Below are 15,924 nucleotides of genomic sequence, written 5' to 3'. Positions count from 1 at the left end.
CCTTAGGATGGCTGTTTCTATCGGACTCTAACACCACTTCGTTTGGTCTTACCCATGGCCTGCGACGGTTATTATCACGCTCGGACTATGGCTGTAAGAGAGCTTTCCTCCTTGTTATGCCATGACCGGATGCCATCCGATGTATTCCAGCCTGATATATTTCTGATAAACCGAAAACTCATCTATACAGCAAAAATGGGTTGGCCTGTTATGCGAGTGGCAGCTCTCAGAAAATATACCGCTGATGTAGCGGCTATTACGCCCAAAGAGGATCAAACTTAATGATTCGTATATGAGGTTGTCAAGGTGCAAGTGAAAGGATTTCCCTCTCACTTGCTACTGCCACTTTTTTAGAAAATCGCAACCAACTTTTTTATTTTTTCTTCAATTTTTTTCAATCGCTTATCTGCGGCTTGCCGAGTAATACCATATCGTTGGGCTAAACAAGTTGCATTTGGTATTTTCATTTCATAATAGGACAATATAAAATCTCGTTCTGCTGGACTCAGTTTCAATAGAGCTTGGTGTAAATCCTCAAGAAGTAAATTCTGAATAGCTTGTTCCGCAGTATCAACAGATTCATCCACAAACAAATCTGTATCCTGATAACCTTCCTCTGTGCCGTCACGATCTCCCACATGAGAAGCCGGGAATATAGAGCGACTTTTCTCATGTTCCTGGAGATAGCGGCTGTGGCGGTCCTCCTGTTGGTATTTTTCAAAATCTTTGCGAGAACATTCCATGATAATGCGGTCATCTTCATCACGGAACATTTTGACTGTTTCAACAAAAAAGCGCCCAGTAAAGCAACCATTGCGGCGTGCCTTACTGAACGCTGAAAAACTGATTTCCTCCCATTCCTGTGGGCTGTTATTTTTCCAAATGAATACTCTCGTCATATCCTTTCCTCCGTTCAAATTCTTGGTAGTCAGCGAATTTGAACGGTGTCATGGATATTTTGCTATGTACGCCTCCCAGCGCATACCGGCCTCCTAATACCGGGCAAAGAAAAAGGCCGGAAGTGTTTTCACCTCCAGCCATGTTCCTGCCGCCATATTGCAGCAGGAATGAAAAAAGCCCGGTTAATGCCGGGCCTTATGTAGAAAAGTATTCAATTTAGCGCATTCCTGCCACTATAACAAGTATAGCAGGTCGGAAGTCGGAAGGGAGTAGGGATTAGGTCGGGGATTTGTCGGGATTTAGTCGGGGCAGCTCCTCCAGGACTTCTGGAATAGAATATCCAAACAAGCAAACAGAAAATAAATAGATGGCTTCTCGTTTTCGGTCATAAAAGACACTGCGCTCTATATTTAGTTCTTCCAGCAATTCTTTCTCTGTACTGTTGAACCGATAGATAAATTGCTTAGTCAAAATTTCATAGTAAAGTTCTCCTCGATCCGGATACCGTTTCAGACGAAGGAGTGCACGGTCAATAATATTGACTAGCATTTGATTTTGAACAAGGCAGCAAACTTTTTCTTCAAAGGCTTGCAGTTCAATATCTGGTGCAAAATTTTCAAGATAGCAGAGGCCAGACTCTATATCTTGTTCTCCCATAATCCAAGCAGTTTCTTGTAATTCTTCTGCCCGTTCACTCAGAACCCAGACTACATCACGGTAAATCTTTAGAATCAGCTTACTTCTATGAAACGCAGCGTCGCTGTTAAGCCCCAAAGCTGTTAGCCTGCTGTTACATTTTTGGATTGTTGTGCTTTCTTTTCTCATAGAACATCCCTCCTTGTTCGCAATATTGCGAACATATTAGGTACAAAATAGCATAGCAGAGGAGCGTGAGAGAGGGCAGTGCCTCTCTCTATTCCCCCATTTGGTTATATCAGGTTTCTGGATTTTAGACGAATCTGCATTGCTTGCTTGGAAACCTCAAAAATATTTGCCATTTCAGCAATGAGCTGTTCATCTGTCCGGCCTATTTTAAGCCGGTAAAAACATTTTTTGATCTGCGGTAAAGGCATCAGCAGAGCAGAAGCCAGAGTATCCGCCTGACGCTCAATTATGCCATGACTTTCGTCGGAAGAAACATTTCCGTTATAAGCAGCAACATCTCCAGTACCAGAGTACAACTTCTTATGTAGTACCCAATGAGCCAGCTCATGGGCACAGGTAAAACGGAGCCGCCCTAATTTTGACGGATCACAAAGCCGTTCATCAATTAAGATTGTACCGGCTCTTACTGCAATCATTCGATACTGTCTCTGTATCTGGTCATATAAGACAACAGCACCGTCATCGAAAATTGTTTCCCCTAATATCTTGGGGTTTTTTCTTAGTGTATGAAACTCCAGGATTAGATCAAACTTTGTCTCGATAATGGTTTCGATTGGCACAGGACATGGTTGCCCGGATAGCAGAGAGGGATCATATTCCATCAGGATTTTTCGCCCTACTGCCTCGATTGCTTCTGTACGGATTTGTGGAATTGACAAAGCTCTCCCCCCTATCGTTTACGCTCCTTTAGCATTTTCATAAATGTCTGCCATTCTTCATCGGTAGCATCTACTTCTTTTGCCACACGCAAGGCTGCCCGAACAATATCTTTTTCCATGATATAGTCTGGCAAATCAGCAGATACTGTATTGCGTGATTTTGCAGCCAGATCCAAAAGCAACTCATGTTCTGATTTATCCAAATTCAGAAAGGCAGAGATGCGTTCCACAAAATCTCCAGTGGGAGCAGGACGGCGGCTTTGCTCAATATCACACAGATAACCGTAAGCAATATTCAAATGCTTGGCTGTATCGCGTAAATTGAATTTGTGCGCCTTGCGTTTCTCGGCTATAAATGATCCAAAAGTTATATTGCCCACAGCATTCACCTCTCATTTGTTCGACGAACTGCGAACATCTTGCTTATATTGTATATCGAACATCTGTTCACTTCAAGGATAAAAATTTCATTTGAAAAGAGGTGTTAAAAATCAATAACACCTCTTTTGCGCTATATAAATTCCTGAGCGATTTGCTGCATTTCCGTAATGCACTCTTTGGGAGAGAGAATTTTTATTTTCCCTTTGAATTTGAATATCCAGCCATAAAAAGTTCCACTGGGGTTCACTTCAATTTTGGCTGTGAAGTGTGTATCATCATACCTATCAACAGCAGCATCTTCTCCATAATGATCTATGATTACTCTCATCAATTCGTTTTCACATAGAAGGGTTACTTCCTTCGATGACTCCGATGTAAACATATCAACCATTTTATTTGTATAGGAGGCTACATCAAATCCCTCTATCGGCATAAAGTAAGTTTCCAGATTTTCTACACTTGTTAGCCGATCTACACGGAAGTGAGCAATTTTCTGATGCTTCAGAGAAAATCCAATCAAATAGTAATGGTCATTTTTCCATTCAAGCGCATAAGGATTTACGACATAATAATATCCATCATGCTTTAAGATTTTCTTTTTTTCTTGAGTATATTCATAGTATTGGAACCGAATTTGCTGATGGTTTCCAATCGCTGTTTGGATATTGTCAATGATGTAGTAAACCTTTTCATTATGCGGTTTGACACGGCTGGATAAAGCAGCAAATTTTTGAAGCTGCTTTGCCTGATGTAGACTGGTCAGACGGCATAATTTCTGCACCAGCTCCTCAGACTTCTTGGCAGAAATGATCTTCGAGGATGCTACTGCGTCTGTCAGCATTTTCAGTTCTGGATACTCAAACAGGCGGTTTCCCATAAAATATTGGTTTTGGGTACTCTTAACCACCACAATATCAATCCCCGCATCGATCAGCGCATTGGTATCTGCGTAAACAGTCTGCCGCACTGCCTGAATTCCTTTTCCATTCAGATGGGCAATGATGTCAGATACTGTGGCGGGATGGTTTTCATCGGTCCGCTCATAGAGAAACCGGAGTAATTCCAGTATCCGCATATTTGTTGAATTCTGCATACTTCACCTCCTCGATTCTTAAAATGGCCTATTTTGTATGGTGTCCAGCCCCAAAGACCAGAAGCAGGGCGACAGCACAGAGAAGCAGGCCGATCCAATTTCGATCTATAATCAGCTTGATCACCGCCACAAGCAGAAGTCCGCCTACCAGGAGCACAACGCCATTCATTCAGCGTCCTCCCGAAGCATAGTTTCCCATGTTGATGTCCAGCACCCCTCTGGGCGGCTGGATCAGGGCGTCCTCATACTGGCACTTCCACTGGATCTCCCGACACATCTGGCCATCCGCCACGCCGTCTATGGTTTCACCATCCCCAATGGGATTATCATGCTCCAGAATATAGGACGCAACATTATAGGCGTGGTTTACCACCCAGTTTGGGTCCATGTCGTGGAAGTGGTACTGGAGGTCGGGCAGAAACAGGGTACTCATGCCCACCGTGTCGATGAGCATATCCTCAGTGCCCTCAATGTTAAAGAAGCGGACATTGACCCCAAAGCGGATGAACCGATCCGGACCCTCAATCTGGTGGGAGCGTACATCCTCTGCCAGAAACAGCTTGCCGCAGTTCTGGAAATAGAATGCCTCACAGGTGGGGTACAGCTCCGCAAGAGCCTCCAAAAAGTCGGCATCCAGGTTGGCACGCTCCAGCGCCGGAAGTGTCGCAGCCAGCATATCGGTGGCTACCACCTGATATTTGCACTCCCGGAAGATCCGCTCCCGGTCCTCCTGGCAGTCCCACATCTGGCTCATCAGGAAGGCATCAAAGCCTTTGCCCTTGAACTTGTCGCATTTCATCACCATCAGCTGCACCGGGCATTTTCCGTCCTTGAACTCTGCAATATGCTCCTGTGCGGCAAAGCCAGCCATTTTCTTATCATAACAGAAGCACTCTGTTGATCCGATGTGCTTCTCCATTACAGCAGTCATTTTTTCTTTATCCGGCATTTCTACCGGCTCTTTGAACAGCATCTGAATGAGATAGGGGCCACCGGGCTGGGGGCCTTTTTTGTCGTCCAGATTTTGCTGGAAAGCTTTATTGCTCATTTGGTTTCCTCCTTCTTTTCTGGGAACAGTTTCCACCGAAACTCCAGCTCTTTCTGGACAAACTCTTTCGGCAGGCCGCGGGGGTTGGCGATGAGATACCATACCCGAAAGGTGCGCTTCTTCGGATCTGTTTCCTGCCGGTAGAGCTGATAGCCCGCCTCATCCTCCTGTGTCCACTGTCCTGTCTGCCGCTTGGCCTGCACAAAGGGTTCCACCACCTGGTCCAGTTCCTCTCTGGTGCGGCTTGAGGCCCAGGCTTGATCCACATCATTGGCGTGGGAGAGGTGGAACAACATCGAACCCATCCAGTTCTTTGCCTTGTGTTCAGGCGTTCCGCGCAATTCCGCCTGATGGCGGTACTCCGCCAGCTGCTCCGATGTTCCGTACCGTTCCACCATCTGCTCATCCACATGAATGCACCAGCTGTAATCCTCCGGCTGGATAAAGGGGGCGCAGACCGGCTGGAGCGCCTCTGCTGGGTCCACCTCAAAGTGAGAGATAAAGTCAAGGTAGTGGGCTTGGATCAGGGGCAGGAAGGTGTCCAGCAGCCCGGTGTCCAACCGCAGATCCTCTGTCAGCATCCGAAAGAACGAACCGCCTGTTGTCGGTTCTATTTTGAAAGAGTAGAGACAATCATCTCCCTGCTTTATGATACAGGTGAAGCCCACCTCAACATTTCCATGGCCGATTTCGTAGTCTATGTAGTTGTAGCGCCTCCGATCAAACCAGATCAGGTAGGTCAGGCCGTTTTTTGTTCTCTTTTTGAAGTCGCCCTTTTTCAGCCGCTTCCAGCCCTTTTCCTCCAGGCCCAGGCCGTTCCATAGGTAGTCCAGAAGCTCCTGAAATATATCTGCCGGCCGTTTTTGTTCCACGGTCTCCACCCCCTGACGAATTCTCTTTAATAGTCAAGCAGGATAGGCACCCGCTGCTCCTCGGCAAACCGCATGGCCCGCCAGAACACGGAGAAGGCAAACTTGGCCAAGGATTGGGTGTCATACTGGGTGTGTTCCGGGATGTCTGCCTTGCTGTACTGTCCATCTGAGTCTACGGTTCCGTCTACCGGGTATCCCTCCGTGTCTGCCCAACCAAGGATAGTGTCCTCATCGGCCTGCCATGCCAGCTGGTTCAGCTTTTCCAGCTCCTTCCGCAGTCCGCCCAAGGTGGCGATCATCGTCTGATCATCGGTGGGCAGAGGGCCTTGGAATAGAAAGCTGTCGGTGAGGGGAAGCCACCAAGTCGCGCCCCGAAGCAGGGACCACACCCGCTCCTCGTCCGATGCAAGGCGGGCAATCAGGGGATGCTCCCCGAAGTCCCAGTCCTTCTCCACGGTGAGAGGCACCGGTTCCTCGTATGTATGACAGGCAGCCACCAGCAGCATAGCGCCAAAGGCATCCCAATCCGGCTTATCGGTGTAATAGGGCCGCTCGTTGTCCTCCGGCCATGGAGTGTAGTGCGGCTGGTTCGGCTGGGAAATGGCGGCTAAGATCTGATCCCGCCAGTCCTCCACTGCCGCCTGGATCTCAGCCGGGGACAGCTCCTCCTCGTTGTCGGCGGGTTCTCCATCCGGGGTGATCCGGTTAAAGGTGTATCCGTTTTCCTCCGCCCACTGCTGAACAACAGTTTTCCAGTTGTGAGAATAGTACCGGGTCAGCGGCCCGGCGTAAATATCAAGTCCCATAGCAATGTCTCCTTTTCTGTTATGCAGTCATTCTTTTGCTGGAGCGAACATCTGGTCAATCTTCTCCAGATCGTATTCCAAAATCCAGTCATGAAATTGATGATAGAGAGGCAATAGCAGCTTCTGTGAGCCGCCCAGCACATCCAGCCCACGGTCATCATACAAATGGTAGAGGAACGGCCCCGGCCCAGCCAGATAGACGCTGGACACAAAGCCGTTCCAGCCGCCGATGTCCCCCAGAATGATTTCCCGAAGAAGCAGCTCTGGTTGAAAGCTGATCTTGCTGAGATCCCAGTAAAACTGCACTTGTGCATGGGTATCCCCATCTTCATCCTGCTCTGTGGCCGAAAGTTGTTCATCGGGAACTGGGAGGCCCACTCGCTGCCGGATAACGGTCAGCAGGGACTCGGCGGGTTCTTCATCGGGATACCCGTCGATCCGCAGAAGGTCCGGCACCGCCGGAAGTGCCCGATAGATCGCGGCGGCTCGGTCCAGCGCCCCCTGAACATAAGCGGGGTTGGTTTTCAGCTTCGCCGCACGCCTATCCAGATAGATTGGTTCCTCCCCGCCGATCTTAAAACGAATGCCCACCGGTGCATGGTAGAACAGAGGGTGTTCCAGCCCAGCCATGCCCAGATCATGTAAAATGTGTTCAAACCGCTTTGCCAGCATGGTATCCCTCCGTTCTCATGTCATTTCATACAGCAGAGCAGCATCGCCCTGCACCAGTTCCAGATGGGAGCGCAGCGTATTAAGCCCGCTTTGCACCGCCTCGGTGGGCAGATCCCAGTCCGGGGCAATTTCAGCGGCCAGCTCCGGGAGATCCTGCTCCCGCAGAGCTGCCAGCAGTTGAGACGCCAGCTCTCCCTCCAGCAGAGCGCAGTCCAGGGTGTCTTCCGTCTGGGGAGCAGGAAAACGGACATCCAGATCCAGTTCGCTCTCACACCAGTCCCAGATGGCCATGTAGACCGCGCCGGAGCAGTCACCGTCGGACAACTCCTGCCGCTGGTTATTTTTTATCAGATAAAAGGACGCGATCTGTGACATGGTGGTTCCTCCTAAATGTTATTCGCTTCCATCAGCCCTTCGGCCTGCAACCGGATCACATAGAAAGCCCGCACCCAGTCCAGTTCCTGCTCCATGGAGTCCTCCAAAGCCAGCAGGCGGCGCTTGCCAAGCCTGCGATCCAGAAGGGCAAAGATACGGACAAGGGGATTCTCGCTGACAAGGCTTTTCTCGATGCTCTGGTTGTCAAAGATTCCAAACGCCTCATAGAACACCTTTTGGTCAAAGGTGCCCTGCTCCAGCGCATAGGCATGAGCCTGATTGATGGCCTCTTTTGCGGAGTCGTGATCTTTCAGCGTGGTGGAGCGCAAGTGATGAAATTTCGTCCACACATTTTCAAAATAGGTGTAGTAGTTGCTCCGCAGCACTTCCACGCCGTCCACACGAATGGCGGCCCGGCCCTCATGGTCGGCGCTTTTGCTGTAACTGGTGGCAAAATACTGGATGTGGCCCCGGAGTGCCGGGCACAGGTAGTCATTCTCCAATTTGTTCCGGATTCCACTCCAAGTGGATACTCTACTGTTTGACATAGGTGTTGTTTCCTTTCTGCTGATTCCTACTGCTTTTGGAGATACTCCCGGAAGCATTCGATGAACTCCCGATTCCGCTTAGGGACATCGAACCCCTTCCGATGGGGGAAGAACCCCTCCTGTTCCACATCGTCCAGCAGCTTGGGCAGATTGGAAAACCGGGCAAAGAATGGTAGTGCATAGTCCTGGATCTGCCCGGAAATTTCCTGGATAGAGCGTTCCCGCTCCAGCAGAGTAGATACCTCATAGCGGGGGAAGTCATCATACCGGTGGGTCAGCCGGGCGATGGAGGTACCCACGATACCATCATAGGTTTCCTCCGTCCCTTCCTGCTCACTGCGCCACTGGGCAATCACCGGGGAACTCACATCGAAGAAGGCAGTAAAAGTGGTGGAGCCAAAGCGGATGGAGGGGGAAAAGTAAAAGGAGAACACAAAGATGCCGTCTTTTTTGTAGATGTCATTTTTGCTCTTGCGGTATTTGTAGCCCAGCGGGTTCAAAGGCTCCGCGATCCGCTCACAGGTATAGACGAAGATCTCACGGGGCTTGGTTCCCTTGGGAAAATCCTTCTTCTCCATGTTGCCACCTCAATCAAAATCCATCCAGACCAGGTGTTTTCCGCAGTGGAGGCACTGGAACAGATAGCATTGCAGATGCCCGCCATTGACGGATTCCTGAATCATTTTCTTCTGTTCGTCATCCCACATGGGATCGTCCAACACTTCCTCGAGCACACCCAGCGCCCGCAGTTCTCTGGCACCCACATGGCCCAGGTAGGCGCAGTAGTCGCCACAGTGGGCGCGCCAGTATTCCTGCTGCCAACCGGAGTAGCCGGGAGTTCGGTGGATGAGCTCGTCCAGCTTCTCTGGATCGTCTACACCATTATCCAGAGAGCAATCGTCCTGGAAGCAGCCGTCATATTTCCGGGCTGCTTCGCCACTGGAGATACACTCCGGGCACAGATACTCAATATCCTCCACAGCGTAAAAGGGGCCTGTATAGAAAATATGGGTCGTCTTGCCGCAGCAGTCGCAGACAACGCCGTCTGCGGATTCCTCAAAAGCCCCAGTTTCCAGAGGGTTTGGGTGATACCGGAAGGCGGGCAGGCCCAGCTGGGCCTGCCGTTCCTTTTCTTTCTGCTTTTCCTCCGGCGTTTTGGGCTTGGGGAGAGCATAATGATTGCCCCAGTTTTCCGCATAGTCCTTCAGCGTGCCCAGCCGCTTGAGGGTCTTTTTATCGGAACGATTTCCGATTTGGCAGAGCAGTTCATAGGCATCCTTCTTGAAGTCCAGTAGATCATACATATCCACCAGCACTTCCTTGGCCTGCTGATCCTCACTCTGCTCAAGTTCTTCCTTGAAGGTATATAGAGCGCGGACACTGTCCGGACCTTCATTGGTCGCAACAAACTGTTTTTTTAGTTCGATATAGGTTTTCTGATATTCTGTCATTGGTCGCACCTCCCATCAATCCCACCAGAAATACCAGACAGTGGACTGCCACAGGACATCTGCCAAGGAGCCAATGCTTCCATCCTCATTCTGATCCAGATCTGGGCAGAAGCCATATTGCTCCACAGCCACTTCCATAGCTCTTTCCTTGGAGATCGGAGTCGGAAGTTCAAACTCCAATTCATCGTGGCTCATGGCGGCAGGGATGGCACCATGCTGCTCGAACCAGTATTTCGCCACTGCCATCAGGTCCGGCGTGTCGGGGCACTCATTCCAATTTCCAAAGGGCAGATAGGCGAAGATCTCCCAGGGGTTCTTGACCGGAATTTTGGCCAGAATGAGCGGATAGGTCATGTGGCTATCCGAATCCCAATAGCAGGAGAAGCGGTCATTGTCATAGCCGCCCTCCATCTCGCCCAGGACTTCCGCCTCCCAGTCCATGTCATCGTCCTCGGCTTCTTCCTTGCGCTGGCCGGTCAATTCCTCCAGAACCGCCTTTCCGTCCTTGATGGGAGCGGAGAGCATCTTCTTCCGGTACTCCTCTACCGTTTTGAGGTCAAATTCATAGCAGTCCGCATCATGCTCCGGGTCGGCGTTCATTACCAGACATTCCAACAGCGTTTCATCATCCGCCTGGATAAGTACGGGAACAAAGCCCTCCCGTACCCCCAGCCGCTGGGCGTAGCTGTATGCCGACATGATGGGGTCATCATCTGCCATGGATGGGAAATAGGTACACTCGCAGTCCAGATACTCCATGATGGCCTGAGCAACCTCGGAAGGCTCCAGCGTGTCCTCGTCGAAGTCCTGTCCCTGCCAGTTTTCAAACCGTTCCCCGATCACCTCTGCCATAGCCTGATAGTAGTCCTCGTCAAAGGGGATGAACAGGTAGGCTTCATCCTGGAACTCATCAGAGTGATACCGCTCCGGGCCGAAGAAGCGGAGGGCGTTGTCGTCAACATCGGCAGAATAGTAGGGGCTGTCGCCCTCTCCGTAGTAATAGCCTGCAAAGGCACGGCCTTGCTGATTGAATAGCACAGAGAACAGACAGCCGTCCAGCTCATCCCGGATAAACTCCCGCAGATCCACGCTGGCAGGATCAGCTTTGACCTGTTTGGCCACTTCGCTGTATTCTTTCAGGAAGTCCTCACCCATCAGGTCGTGCTCCATGCACCAGCGCAGGTAGATGGCCATGTGGTTATAAGCGTTGATGGGGTCAACTGGCAGTCCCTTCTCCTCAATGCTCTCGATATGATAGGAGGCATCGTCCATCTCACCGTCAAAATCATCATTGGAAAGGGTGCCACGGGTGATAGCATCCTGACGATCAGGCTCCACCACAAAGCTGATGCCGTTCATTTTGCCCAGCAGGGCGTCCGCGTCATGGGCCAGCTTATATTCCAATTCATCCCGGTAGAGAGGAATCACCTGATAGAAGTTGACCTCCTCGCCACTCGGCAGGATGCAGACCTCGCTGCCATCTTCGGTATCCTGGGGACCAGTCAGAATGGCGGCGCACAGCTTTGTGTCCTTTGCAAAATCCTCCTCATTGTCCATGGTATGGCCGAAGCCCAGCCAGGTATCGCTGGCAATGGGAAGGCGGGCCAAGGATTTCAGCAGGCGGATGGGCCAGTACCACTTTTCGTCTTTCATGGACTCCTGATCCAGCTTCCAGTCCGCAGGCAGGGCAATGGCCAGCTCCGCCCGCTCCAGCTTATATTCCGCCAGTTCCTCCGGCACATTCATCCGGTGAGCGCCCATGCCCATGGTGACCAGGGTGCAGTAGTCCCGCTCCTCAGAGGGCGGCACCACGCAGATGTCCACATGGATGTCGGGAGAAACCAGCTCATGGAACACATTCTCGAACTTGCCGAAATACTGCTCAATGTGCCCCTCGACGGCTTCCATCTCCTCCTCGGTGTAGACTTCGGGATTACTGAATTCTTCCTCATCCTGCGTGTCATCATTGTCTGAGTGGTCGCAGCTGTCATCCTCCGGATCTCCCTTTATAGGCTCGTAACCGATCTTCAGGGTCATCTGTTCCTCCGGCAGGGAGACGCCGGGGCTGCGGGTGATGGTGTGCTTATCGTCCGCAGAAAAACCGATGGTCTCGCCGTCTTGCAGTGTCACATCACACGCCAGCACATAGGAGGCAAGGCTGGCCAAAAAGTCCCGCAGTTCCTCCGGCTCAGCGTCGGTGTTCAACACCTCCATTTCCTCCTTGCCAAACACATCCATGCCGTAGGTGTAGCCGTTTAGGCCCCCCTCGCTCCGGTACAGGCCGAACCAAACCCAGTTGAAGATGGGCAGTTCGTCCTCTTTGAGCATATCGGCAAGGCCCTCATAGAAACGAGGCTCAAATACCACGCCGCTGGTGTAGACACCGGTGGCGTATTTCTGCTTGCAGCACACTGCCATCGCCTTGGTGAACAGCTTGCCCCGTTCCAGCAGTTTTTCCTCCTCGCCCAATACAGCCACCATGATATGGGCCTTGTGCGCTTTGGCCACCTCTACAGCCTCTGGCCACATATAGTTGTTTTCGGCGTTGATCTCCGCTTCATTGTCCGGGATGTGACCGTGGAAGAGTGTCACGATCAGCATCATGCCGCCGACCCGCATTACCACAGCGTCATCGCTGTTCTCATCATCTTCGTCGCCCTCATCCGGCTCCTCATCTACGATGCCCCATTCTTCCCGTAGATTCCGGATCAACTGCTCCTTGTCCCATTCCGCTTTGGAGAGGAGCACAGACCCGGCAAAGGAGCCCTTACAGTCAGTTTTCTCCTCGTCGGCGTCATCCTCAAGATCCTCTACATCTTCATCCGGATCATAGAGGGATTCATGCTCCAGTCCGCGGACAAATTCCTCAAAGCTGTCTGCCAGATGGGTAATCTTGTAGTCGTTTTCCTGATCCACATGGACTACCGCAGGCTCTCCCTGGGGGCCGCAAGCTCGGTAGTCCAGGAAAATCATATCGTGTCCGGCGCTTGGACAGTCACAGATGGCCACACCGATGGCAGGATACTCCCACTCATCGATCATAAACTGGCTGCCCAGCTCTCCGCAGAGGGAGCAGCTCTTTTCTCGTCCGATGCCGAAAATGCCAGTGATGGCCACATGGTCATCTGCCCAGGAGGTAGGTTCATCGCAGGGATAGCAGGTGTTCACCGGAATGCCGCCGTTGTGCTGCTTCATCAGCCAGATGTAGGCGGCGGGCAGCTTGTAGCCCAGTTCCTCCTCCACGCTGGCGATCAGCTCATCGGAAGGCGGATCACTGACATATTCTTTCAGTGCATACCAATTATCATCCCAGAAGTTGGTGAGGTCGAAGCCCTCAAATGGAGTATCACCGGGCACGAATTTGGCCTTCTTCTTCCGGCTGCGCTGGCGTTTCCGGATCTCCGCCTTACACTCCCGAATTACTGCCGGGGCATTTTCGTCCTCGGGGTCCAGCTCCGCCCACCGCTCGGCGTAGGGGATGGCCTTTTCCTCCTGACCATAGAGATACTGATAGCCATAGGCCATCCGCATATTCCACTCCGCCTTGTCCTGGCCTTCCTCCCGGACGGACTCCAGCACCTCAATGGCCCTCAGAAGGGCTTTGTCTCCCTTGGATTTCAAAGTACCTTCGTCATGGTCCCCGATGATGGCGTAGTTCTCCAGTGCACGGGCCAGGGCGTAGGCGGTGCGGTAGTTCCTCCAGTTCTCCGGGATGGCATTCAGTGCCTGGATACAGCGGGTGTACTCATCCTCGTCGTTCCACTGCTCCAGCTGCTGGAAGAAGGATTCGGCGTTCTGTTGGGTGTAAGGAATATAGTCCATGCCCGTCAGCGTTTCGTCCAACTCGTCATCCTGATTCTCAGTTTCTGTCCCATCATCTTGTTGCTTTAGGGGTACAGAACCGGCTTCACGGCGGAAGGTGTGGAAGATGGCCCATGGGATGTCCGTGCCTTCAAAGAACTCTTTCGCCATGTTCAGCGCCTCTTGGATGTCCCAGGCGATGAAGTCCACATAGCCACAGTAGAGGCCGGTAGCCCCGCCGGTGAGAGTGAGCACTTCCGAACCATCCCCGCCGGTGAGCACTTCCTCCAGTTTGTCCCGGAAGTCGAAAATTTTCTGACTGCCTTCCTCCTCCCGCAGGGTATCCAGGGGATAGCAGAAGAAGCCCGCCACCGCGCCGTCGGCATGGAGATCGTCCATAAAATCATTGTCGGCATTCAGATAGCCGTTGATGAGCGGCACACAGCAGGTGGAACCGGCCATTACATCCAGCCGCCAATCGGCGTCCGGGTCCTGTTTGGGTTCCATTTTGTAACCAAGGTAGCTCTCCAGATAGGCTTCCGGGTCGGTGGAGAGCTCCAGGCCCTGCTCCCGCAGTTTGTCGGGCAGCTGGGACAGGAGGAAGGACGGCTCTGCCTTGGGTTCCTCCAGCACATCAAAGCTGTCTATGTATCTCATGTGGGAGATCTCGCCCAGCACTTGGTCGGTGAAGGTAGTGAGCATCCACCAGACCCGGCCTTCTTCCTCCCGGAGCATAGGCAGCAGCTTTTCGCAGTAGGCGGAGATGGCGAAGCTGTTTTCACCCTGCTCCTCCAGCCAGATCTGCACATCCTCCCCGGAGATGTCCCAGCCATCCTCAGTACGCAGGCCGATGTTCTGGAAAGGCTGACGGCCCACAAGGATATTCCAGTGCTCCAGCACCTCCTTGGGGGCGTGCTTCTGGAAGTAGACCAGCTCAAACAGTTTGACCTTATCCCCCTCCGGGGTGAGGATCAGCTCATGCTTTTCGCCGTTGAAGCCAATCTCGAAGGAAATCTCGTCAAAAACCAAATTCAGGGTTTCCTCCATTTGGGCCACGAGTTCTGCGCCGCGGGTATGGTCTTTGTCCTCGTCCATCATCTGGCGCAGCTCTGCTTCCATCTCGGCAAAGGTTTCCCACCAGTCCTCTGTCCTTTCCCGGAAGCACTCCGAGAACTGAGGCAGAGAAATACCCTTCTTGCACGAGTCAATTAGTTCCTCCATGTCCTGTCGGGTGTTGAGCTTCGGATCATCACCGGGATGCAGTTCCAGAGCTTTTTCAAAATGCCGCAGAGCGCGGCCCTCCTGATCCAGATAATAATAGGCATACCCCATACGGAAATTCCAGGAATAAGTATCTCCCAGTTCCTCCTCATGGGACTGCATCAGTTCCAGTGCCTGGTGAAGCAGCTTCCTTCCCTCCGGCTCGCTGGGGTCCGCCAGATTGTTGTAGGCGCGGGCCAGCTCCATATCAATTTCCGGGGTACGCTCCTCGGCGGGGATGGCCTCCAGCGCGTCAACGATTTTCAGGTGTTTGTCCTCCTCATGCCACTTCTGGCACTGCTTCAAAATGTCCATATCAGGGTCCTCCTCGTCCTCATCCGGTTTCCAGTCTTTGATCTGCTGGAACACGCCGTTCTCATCCCGCTCAAAGGCGCAGGGGGCGGGGGTGTTCAGCAGAGGAATGATGTCGGGATCGTCGTTGCAAATTGTGTTCAGCTTGTAGATCCCGGCGTTGTTGGGGTCGTCCATGTACGCCTCGCTCTCGTCACCAGCGGTGAAGCGCCAGCCACTGTCCCAGCCGCCGTCCGGCTTCTCCCTGTAGCAGTAGCCAACCTTGCAGCCCTCCACTGTGATGCGGTTGGTGGCGATACAGCCATCGGCACCCTCCCAGTCGGGGAGCAGATCTTTTACATCTTCCGCCTTTACATGGTAGTTCCGGTTGCGGCCAGAGGCTTCGTACAGCTCCTTCCGCAGCATCTCCACCTGAGAAGCCATATCCGTGATCTCATCCTCGCCCATCATCTCGCTGATGTCGTATTCCAGCGGGGCATGGACAAAGTCCGCCAGGGCCTTGTCCATGGCCTCGTGCTCCTCCGGCGTAGCAGTGATGCGGATACGGCGGGCGGGGGTGTTGTACTCGTCCAGATCCTGAAGGTTTACACTGCCACTGATGCTGCACTCCAGCAGGATGGCGGCCAGGTCGGTGACCACATCAATGGCGAAGTGGAAGTCCATCTCCACGCCGTCCGAATGGGTGAACTCCAGATACTCCACGGTCTGGCGGAAGTCCCAGTTCTGCTTGTCCAGACCAATCTTGGCGAAAATCTCGCTGAGGGGGATCTCCTCCTTTTTCTGATCCTCTAAAAATGCCACAAGGTTCAGACTGTCATCGGAACCGCCAATAAAGTTGCCCCAGTATTTTTTGATATACAT

The 15,924-nt window shown here is 52.1% G+C and carries 15 protein-coding genes; all 15 read right to left on the bottom strand.

Annotated elements, in window-relative coordinates; genetic code table 11:
- Positions 1 to 350: 350 nt before the first annotated feature.
- The 15 genes from DXA87_RS13795 to DXA87_RS13730 all read right to left on the bottom strand — a co-directional run bounded on the left by DXA87_RS13795 (position 351) and on the right by DXA87_RS13730 (position 15,924).
- Complete coding sequence (locus tag DXA87_RS13795; protein ID WP_006059623.1) at positions 351 to 899, bottom strand: sigma-70 family RNA polymerase sigma factor; 549 nt, start codon at positions 897 to 899, stop codon at positions 351 to 353.
- 277 nt (positions 900 to 1,176) lie between these two features.
- Positions 1,177 to 1,725: a hypothetical protein gene (locus DXA87_RS13790; protein WP_003524838.1), complete on the bottom strand. Its 549-nt coding sequence runs from the start codon at positions 1,723 to 1,725 to the stop codon at positions 1,177 to 1,179.
- Between the two features lie 104 nt (positions 1,726 to 1,829).
- A complete protein-coding gene (locus tag DXA87_RS13785) occupies positions 1,830 to 2,444 on the bottom strand; it encodes an ImmA/IrrE family metallo-endopeptidase (protein WP_002592912.1) in 615 nt (204 codons plus the stop codon).
- Positions 2,445 to 2,455: 11 nt separating this feature from the next.
- Positions 2,456 to 2,824, bottom strand: a complete 369-nt coding sequence (locus DXA87_RS13780) for a helix-turn-helix transcriptional regulator (RefSeq protein WP_117504955.1) — start codon at positions 2,822 to 2,824, stop codon at positions 2,456 to 2,458.
- 131 nt (positions 2,825 to 2,955) lie between these two features.
- The gene (locus DXA87_RS13775; protein ID WP_006773000.1) at positions 2,956 to 3,918 is read right to left on the bottom strand and encodes a WYL domain-containing protein; all 963 of its coding nucleotides are present in this window, start codon (positions 3,916 to 3,918) and stop codon (positions 2,956 to 2,958) included.
- A 28-nt stretch (positions 3,919 to 3,946) separates the two neighbouring features.
- Positions 3,947 to 4,087, bottom strand: coding sequence for a hypothetical protein (locus tag DXA87_RS18195; RefSeq protein WP_006059618.1), 141 nt, complete (start codon positions 4,085 to 4,087; stop codon positions 3,947 to 3,949).
- The gene (locus DXA87_RS13770; protein WP_006059617.1) at positions 4,088 to 4,966 is read right to left on the bottom strand and encodes a DUF4261 domain-containing protein; all 879 of its coding nucleotides are present in this window, start codon (positions 4,964 to 4,966) and stop codon (positions 4,088 to 4,090) included.
- Complete coding sequence (locus tag DXA87_RS13765; protein ID WP_054354337.1) at positions 4,963 to 5,838, bottom strand: hypothetical protein; 876 nt, start codon at positions 5,836 to 5,838, stop codon at positions 4,963 to 4,965. Before DXA87_RS13765 ends, DXA87_RS13770 begins: the two co-directional genes overlap by 4 nt.
- Positions 5,839 to 5,864: 26 nt before the next feature.
- Entirely contained in the window at positions 5,865 to 6,644 is a 780-nt protein-coding gene (locus tag DXA87_RS13760; RefSeq protein WP_117504953.1) for a hypothetical protein, read from the bottom strand.
- A 27-nt stretch (positions 6,645 to 6,671) separates the two neighbouring features.
- The gene (locus DXA87_RS13755; protein WP_008723402.1) at positions 6,672 to 7,316 is read right to left on the bottom strand and encodes a DUF3885 domain-containing protein; all 645 of its coding nucleotides are present in this window, start codon (positions 7,314 to 7,316) and stop codon (positions 6,672 to 6,674) included.
- Positions 7,317 to 7,331: 15 nt separating this feature from the next.
- On the bottom strand, positions 7,332 to 7,691 hold the full coding sequence (locus DXA87_RS13750; RefSeq protein ID WP_006059613.1) for a hypothetical protein: 360 nt from the start codon (positions 7,689 to 7,691) through the stop codon (positions 7,332 to 7,334).
- Between the two features lie 11 nt (positions 7,692 to 7,702).
- Positions 7,703 to 8,239, bottom strand: coding sequence for a hypothetical protein (locus tag DXA87_RS13745; protein WP_006059612.1), 537 nt, complete (start codon positions 8,237 to 8,239; stop codon positions 7,703 to 7,705).
- 26 nt (positions 8,240 to 8,265) lie between these two features.
- Entirely contained in the window at positions 8,266 to 8,817 is a 552-nt protein-coding gene (locus tag DXA87_RS13740; RefSeq protein WP_006059611.1) for a DUF4304 domain-containing protein, read from the bottom strand.
- Positions 8,818 to 8,826: 9 nt separating this feature from the next.
- Positions 8,827 to 9,690 (bottom strand): CbrC family protein, encoded by an 864-nt coding sequence (locus DXA87_RS13735; RefSeq protein ID WP_006059610.1) that lies wholly within the window; start codon positions 9,688 to 9,690, stop codon positions 8,827 to 8,829.
- Between the two features lie 15 nt (positions 9,691 to 9,705).
- Positions 9,706 to 15,924 (bottom strand): DUF2185 domain-containing protein, encoded by a 6,219-nt coding sequence (locus DXA87_RS13730; protein ID WP_117504951.1) that lies wholly within the window; start codon positions 15,922 to 15,924, stop codon positions 9,706 to 9,708.

The organism is Desulfotomaculum sp. OF05-3 (assembly GCF_003435535.1).
Classification (GTDB): Bacteria; Bacillota; Clostridia; order Lachnospirales; family Lachnospiraceae; genus Pilosibacter; species Pilosibacter fragilis.
This window is presented reverse-complemented; position numbering and strand designations above follow the sequence as displayed.

Bases quoted from the DNA above. Each gene is read 5' to 3' on its own strand.
- DXA87_RS18195 (WP_006059618.1), bottom strand. From the start codon at position 4,087: ATGAATGGCGTTGTGCTCCTGGTAGGCGGACTTCTGCTTGTGGCGGTG.
- DXA87_RS13730 (WP_117504951.1), bottom strand. From the start codon at position 15,924: ATGTATATCAAAAAATACTGGGGCAACTTTATTGGCGGTTCCGATGAC.
- DXA87_RS13790 (WP_003524838.1), bottom strand. From the start codon at position 1,725: ATGAGAAAAGAAAGCACAACAATCCAAAAATGTAACAGCAGGCTAACA.
- DXA87_RS13740 (WP_006059611.1), bottom strand. From the start codon at position 8,817: ATGGAGAAGAAGGATTTTCCCAAGGGAACCAAGCCCCGTGAGATCTTC.
- DXA87_RS13795 (WP_006059623.1), bottom strand. From the start codon at position 899: ATGACGAGAGTATTCATTTGGAAAAATAACAGCCCACAGGAATGGGAG.
- DXA87_RS13770 (WP_006059617.1), bottom strand. From the start codon at position 4,966: ATGAGCAATAAAGCTTTCCAGCAAAATCTGGACGACAAAAAAGGCCCC.
- DXA87_RS13755 (WP_008723402.1), bottom strand. From the start codon at position 7,316: ATGCTGGCAAAGCGGTTTGAACACATTTTACATGATCTGGGCATGGCT.
- DXA87_RS13735 (WP_006059610.1), bottom strand. From the start codon at position 9,690: ATGACAGAATATCAGAAAACCTATATCGAACTAAAAAAACAGTTTGTT.
- DXA87_RS13775 (WP_006773000.1), bottom strand. From the start codon at position 3,918: ATGCAGAATTCAACAAATATGCGGATACTGGAATTACTCCGGTTTCTC.
- DXA87_RS13745 (WP_006059612.1), bottom strand. From the start codon at position 8,239: ATGTCAAACAGTAGAGTATCCACTTGGAGTGGAATCCGGAACAAATTG.
- DXA87_RS13760 (WP_117504953.1), bottom strand. From the start codon at position 6,644: ATGGGACTTGATATTTACGCCGGGCCGCTGACCCGGTACTATTCTCAC.
- DXA87_RS13750 (WP_006059613.1), bottom strand. From the start codon at position 7,691: ATGTCACAGATCGCGTCCTTTTATCTGATAAAAAATAACCAGCGGCAG.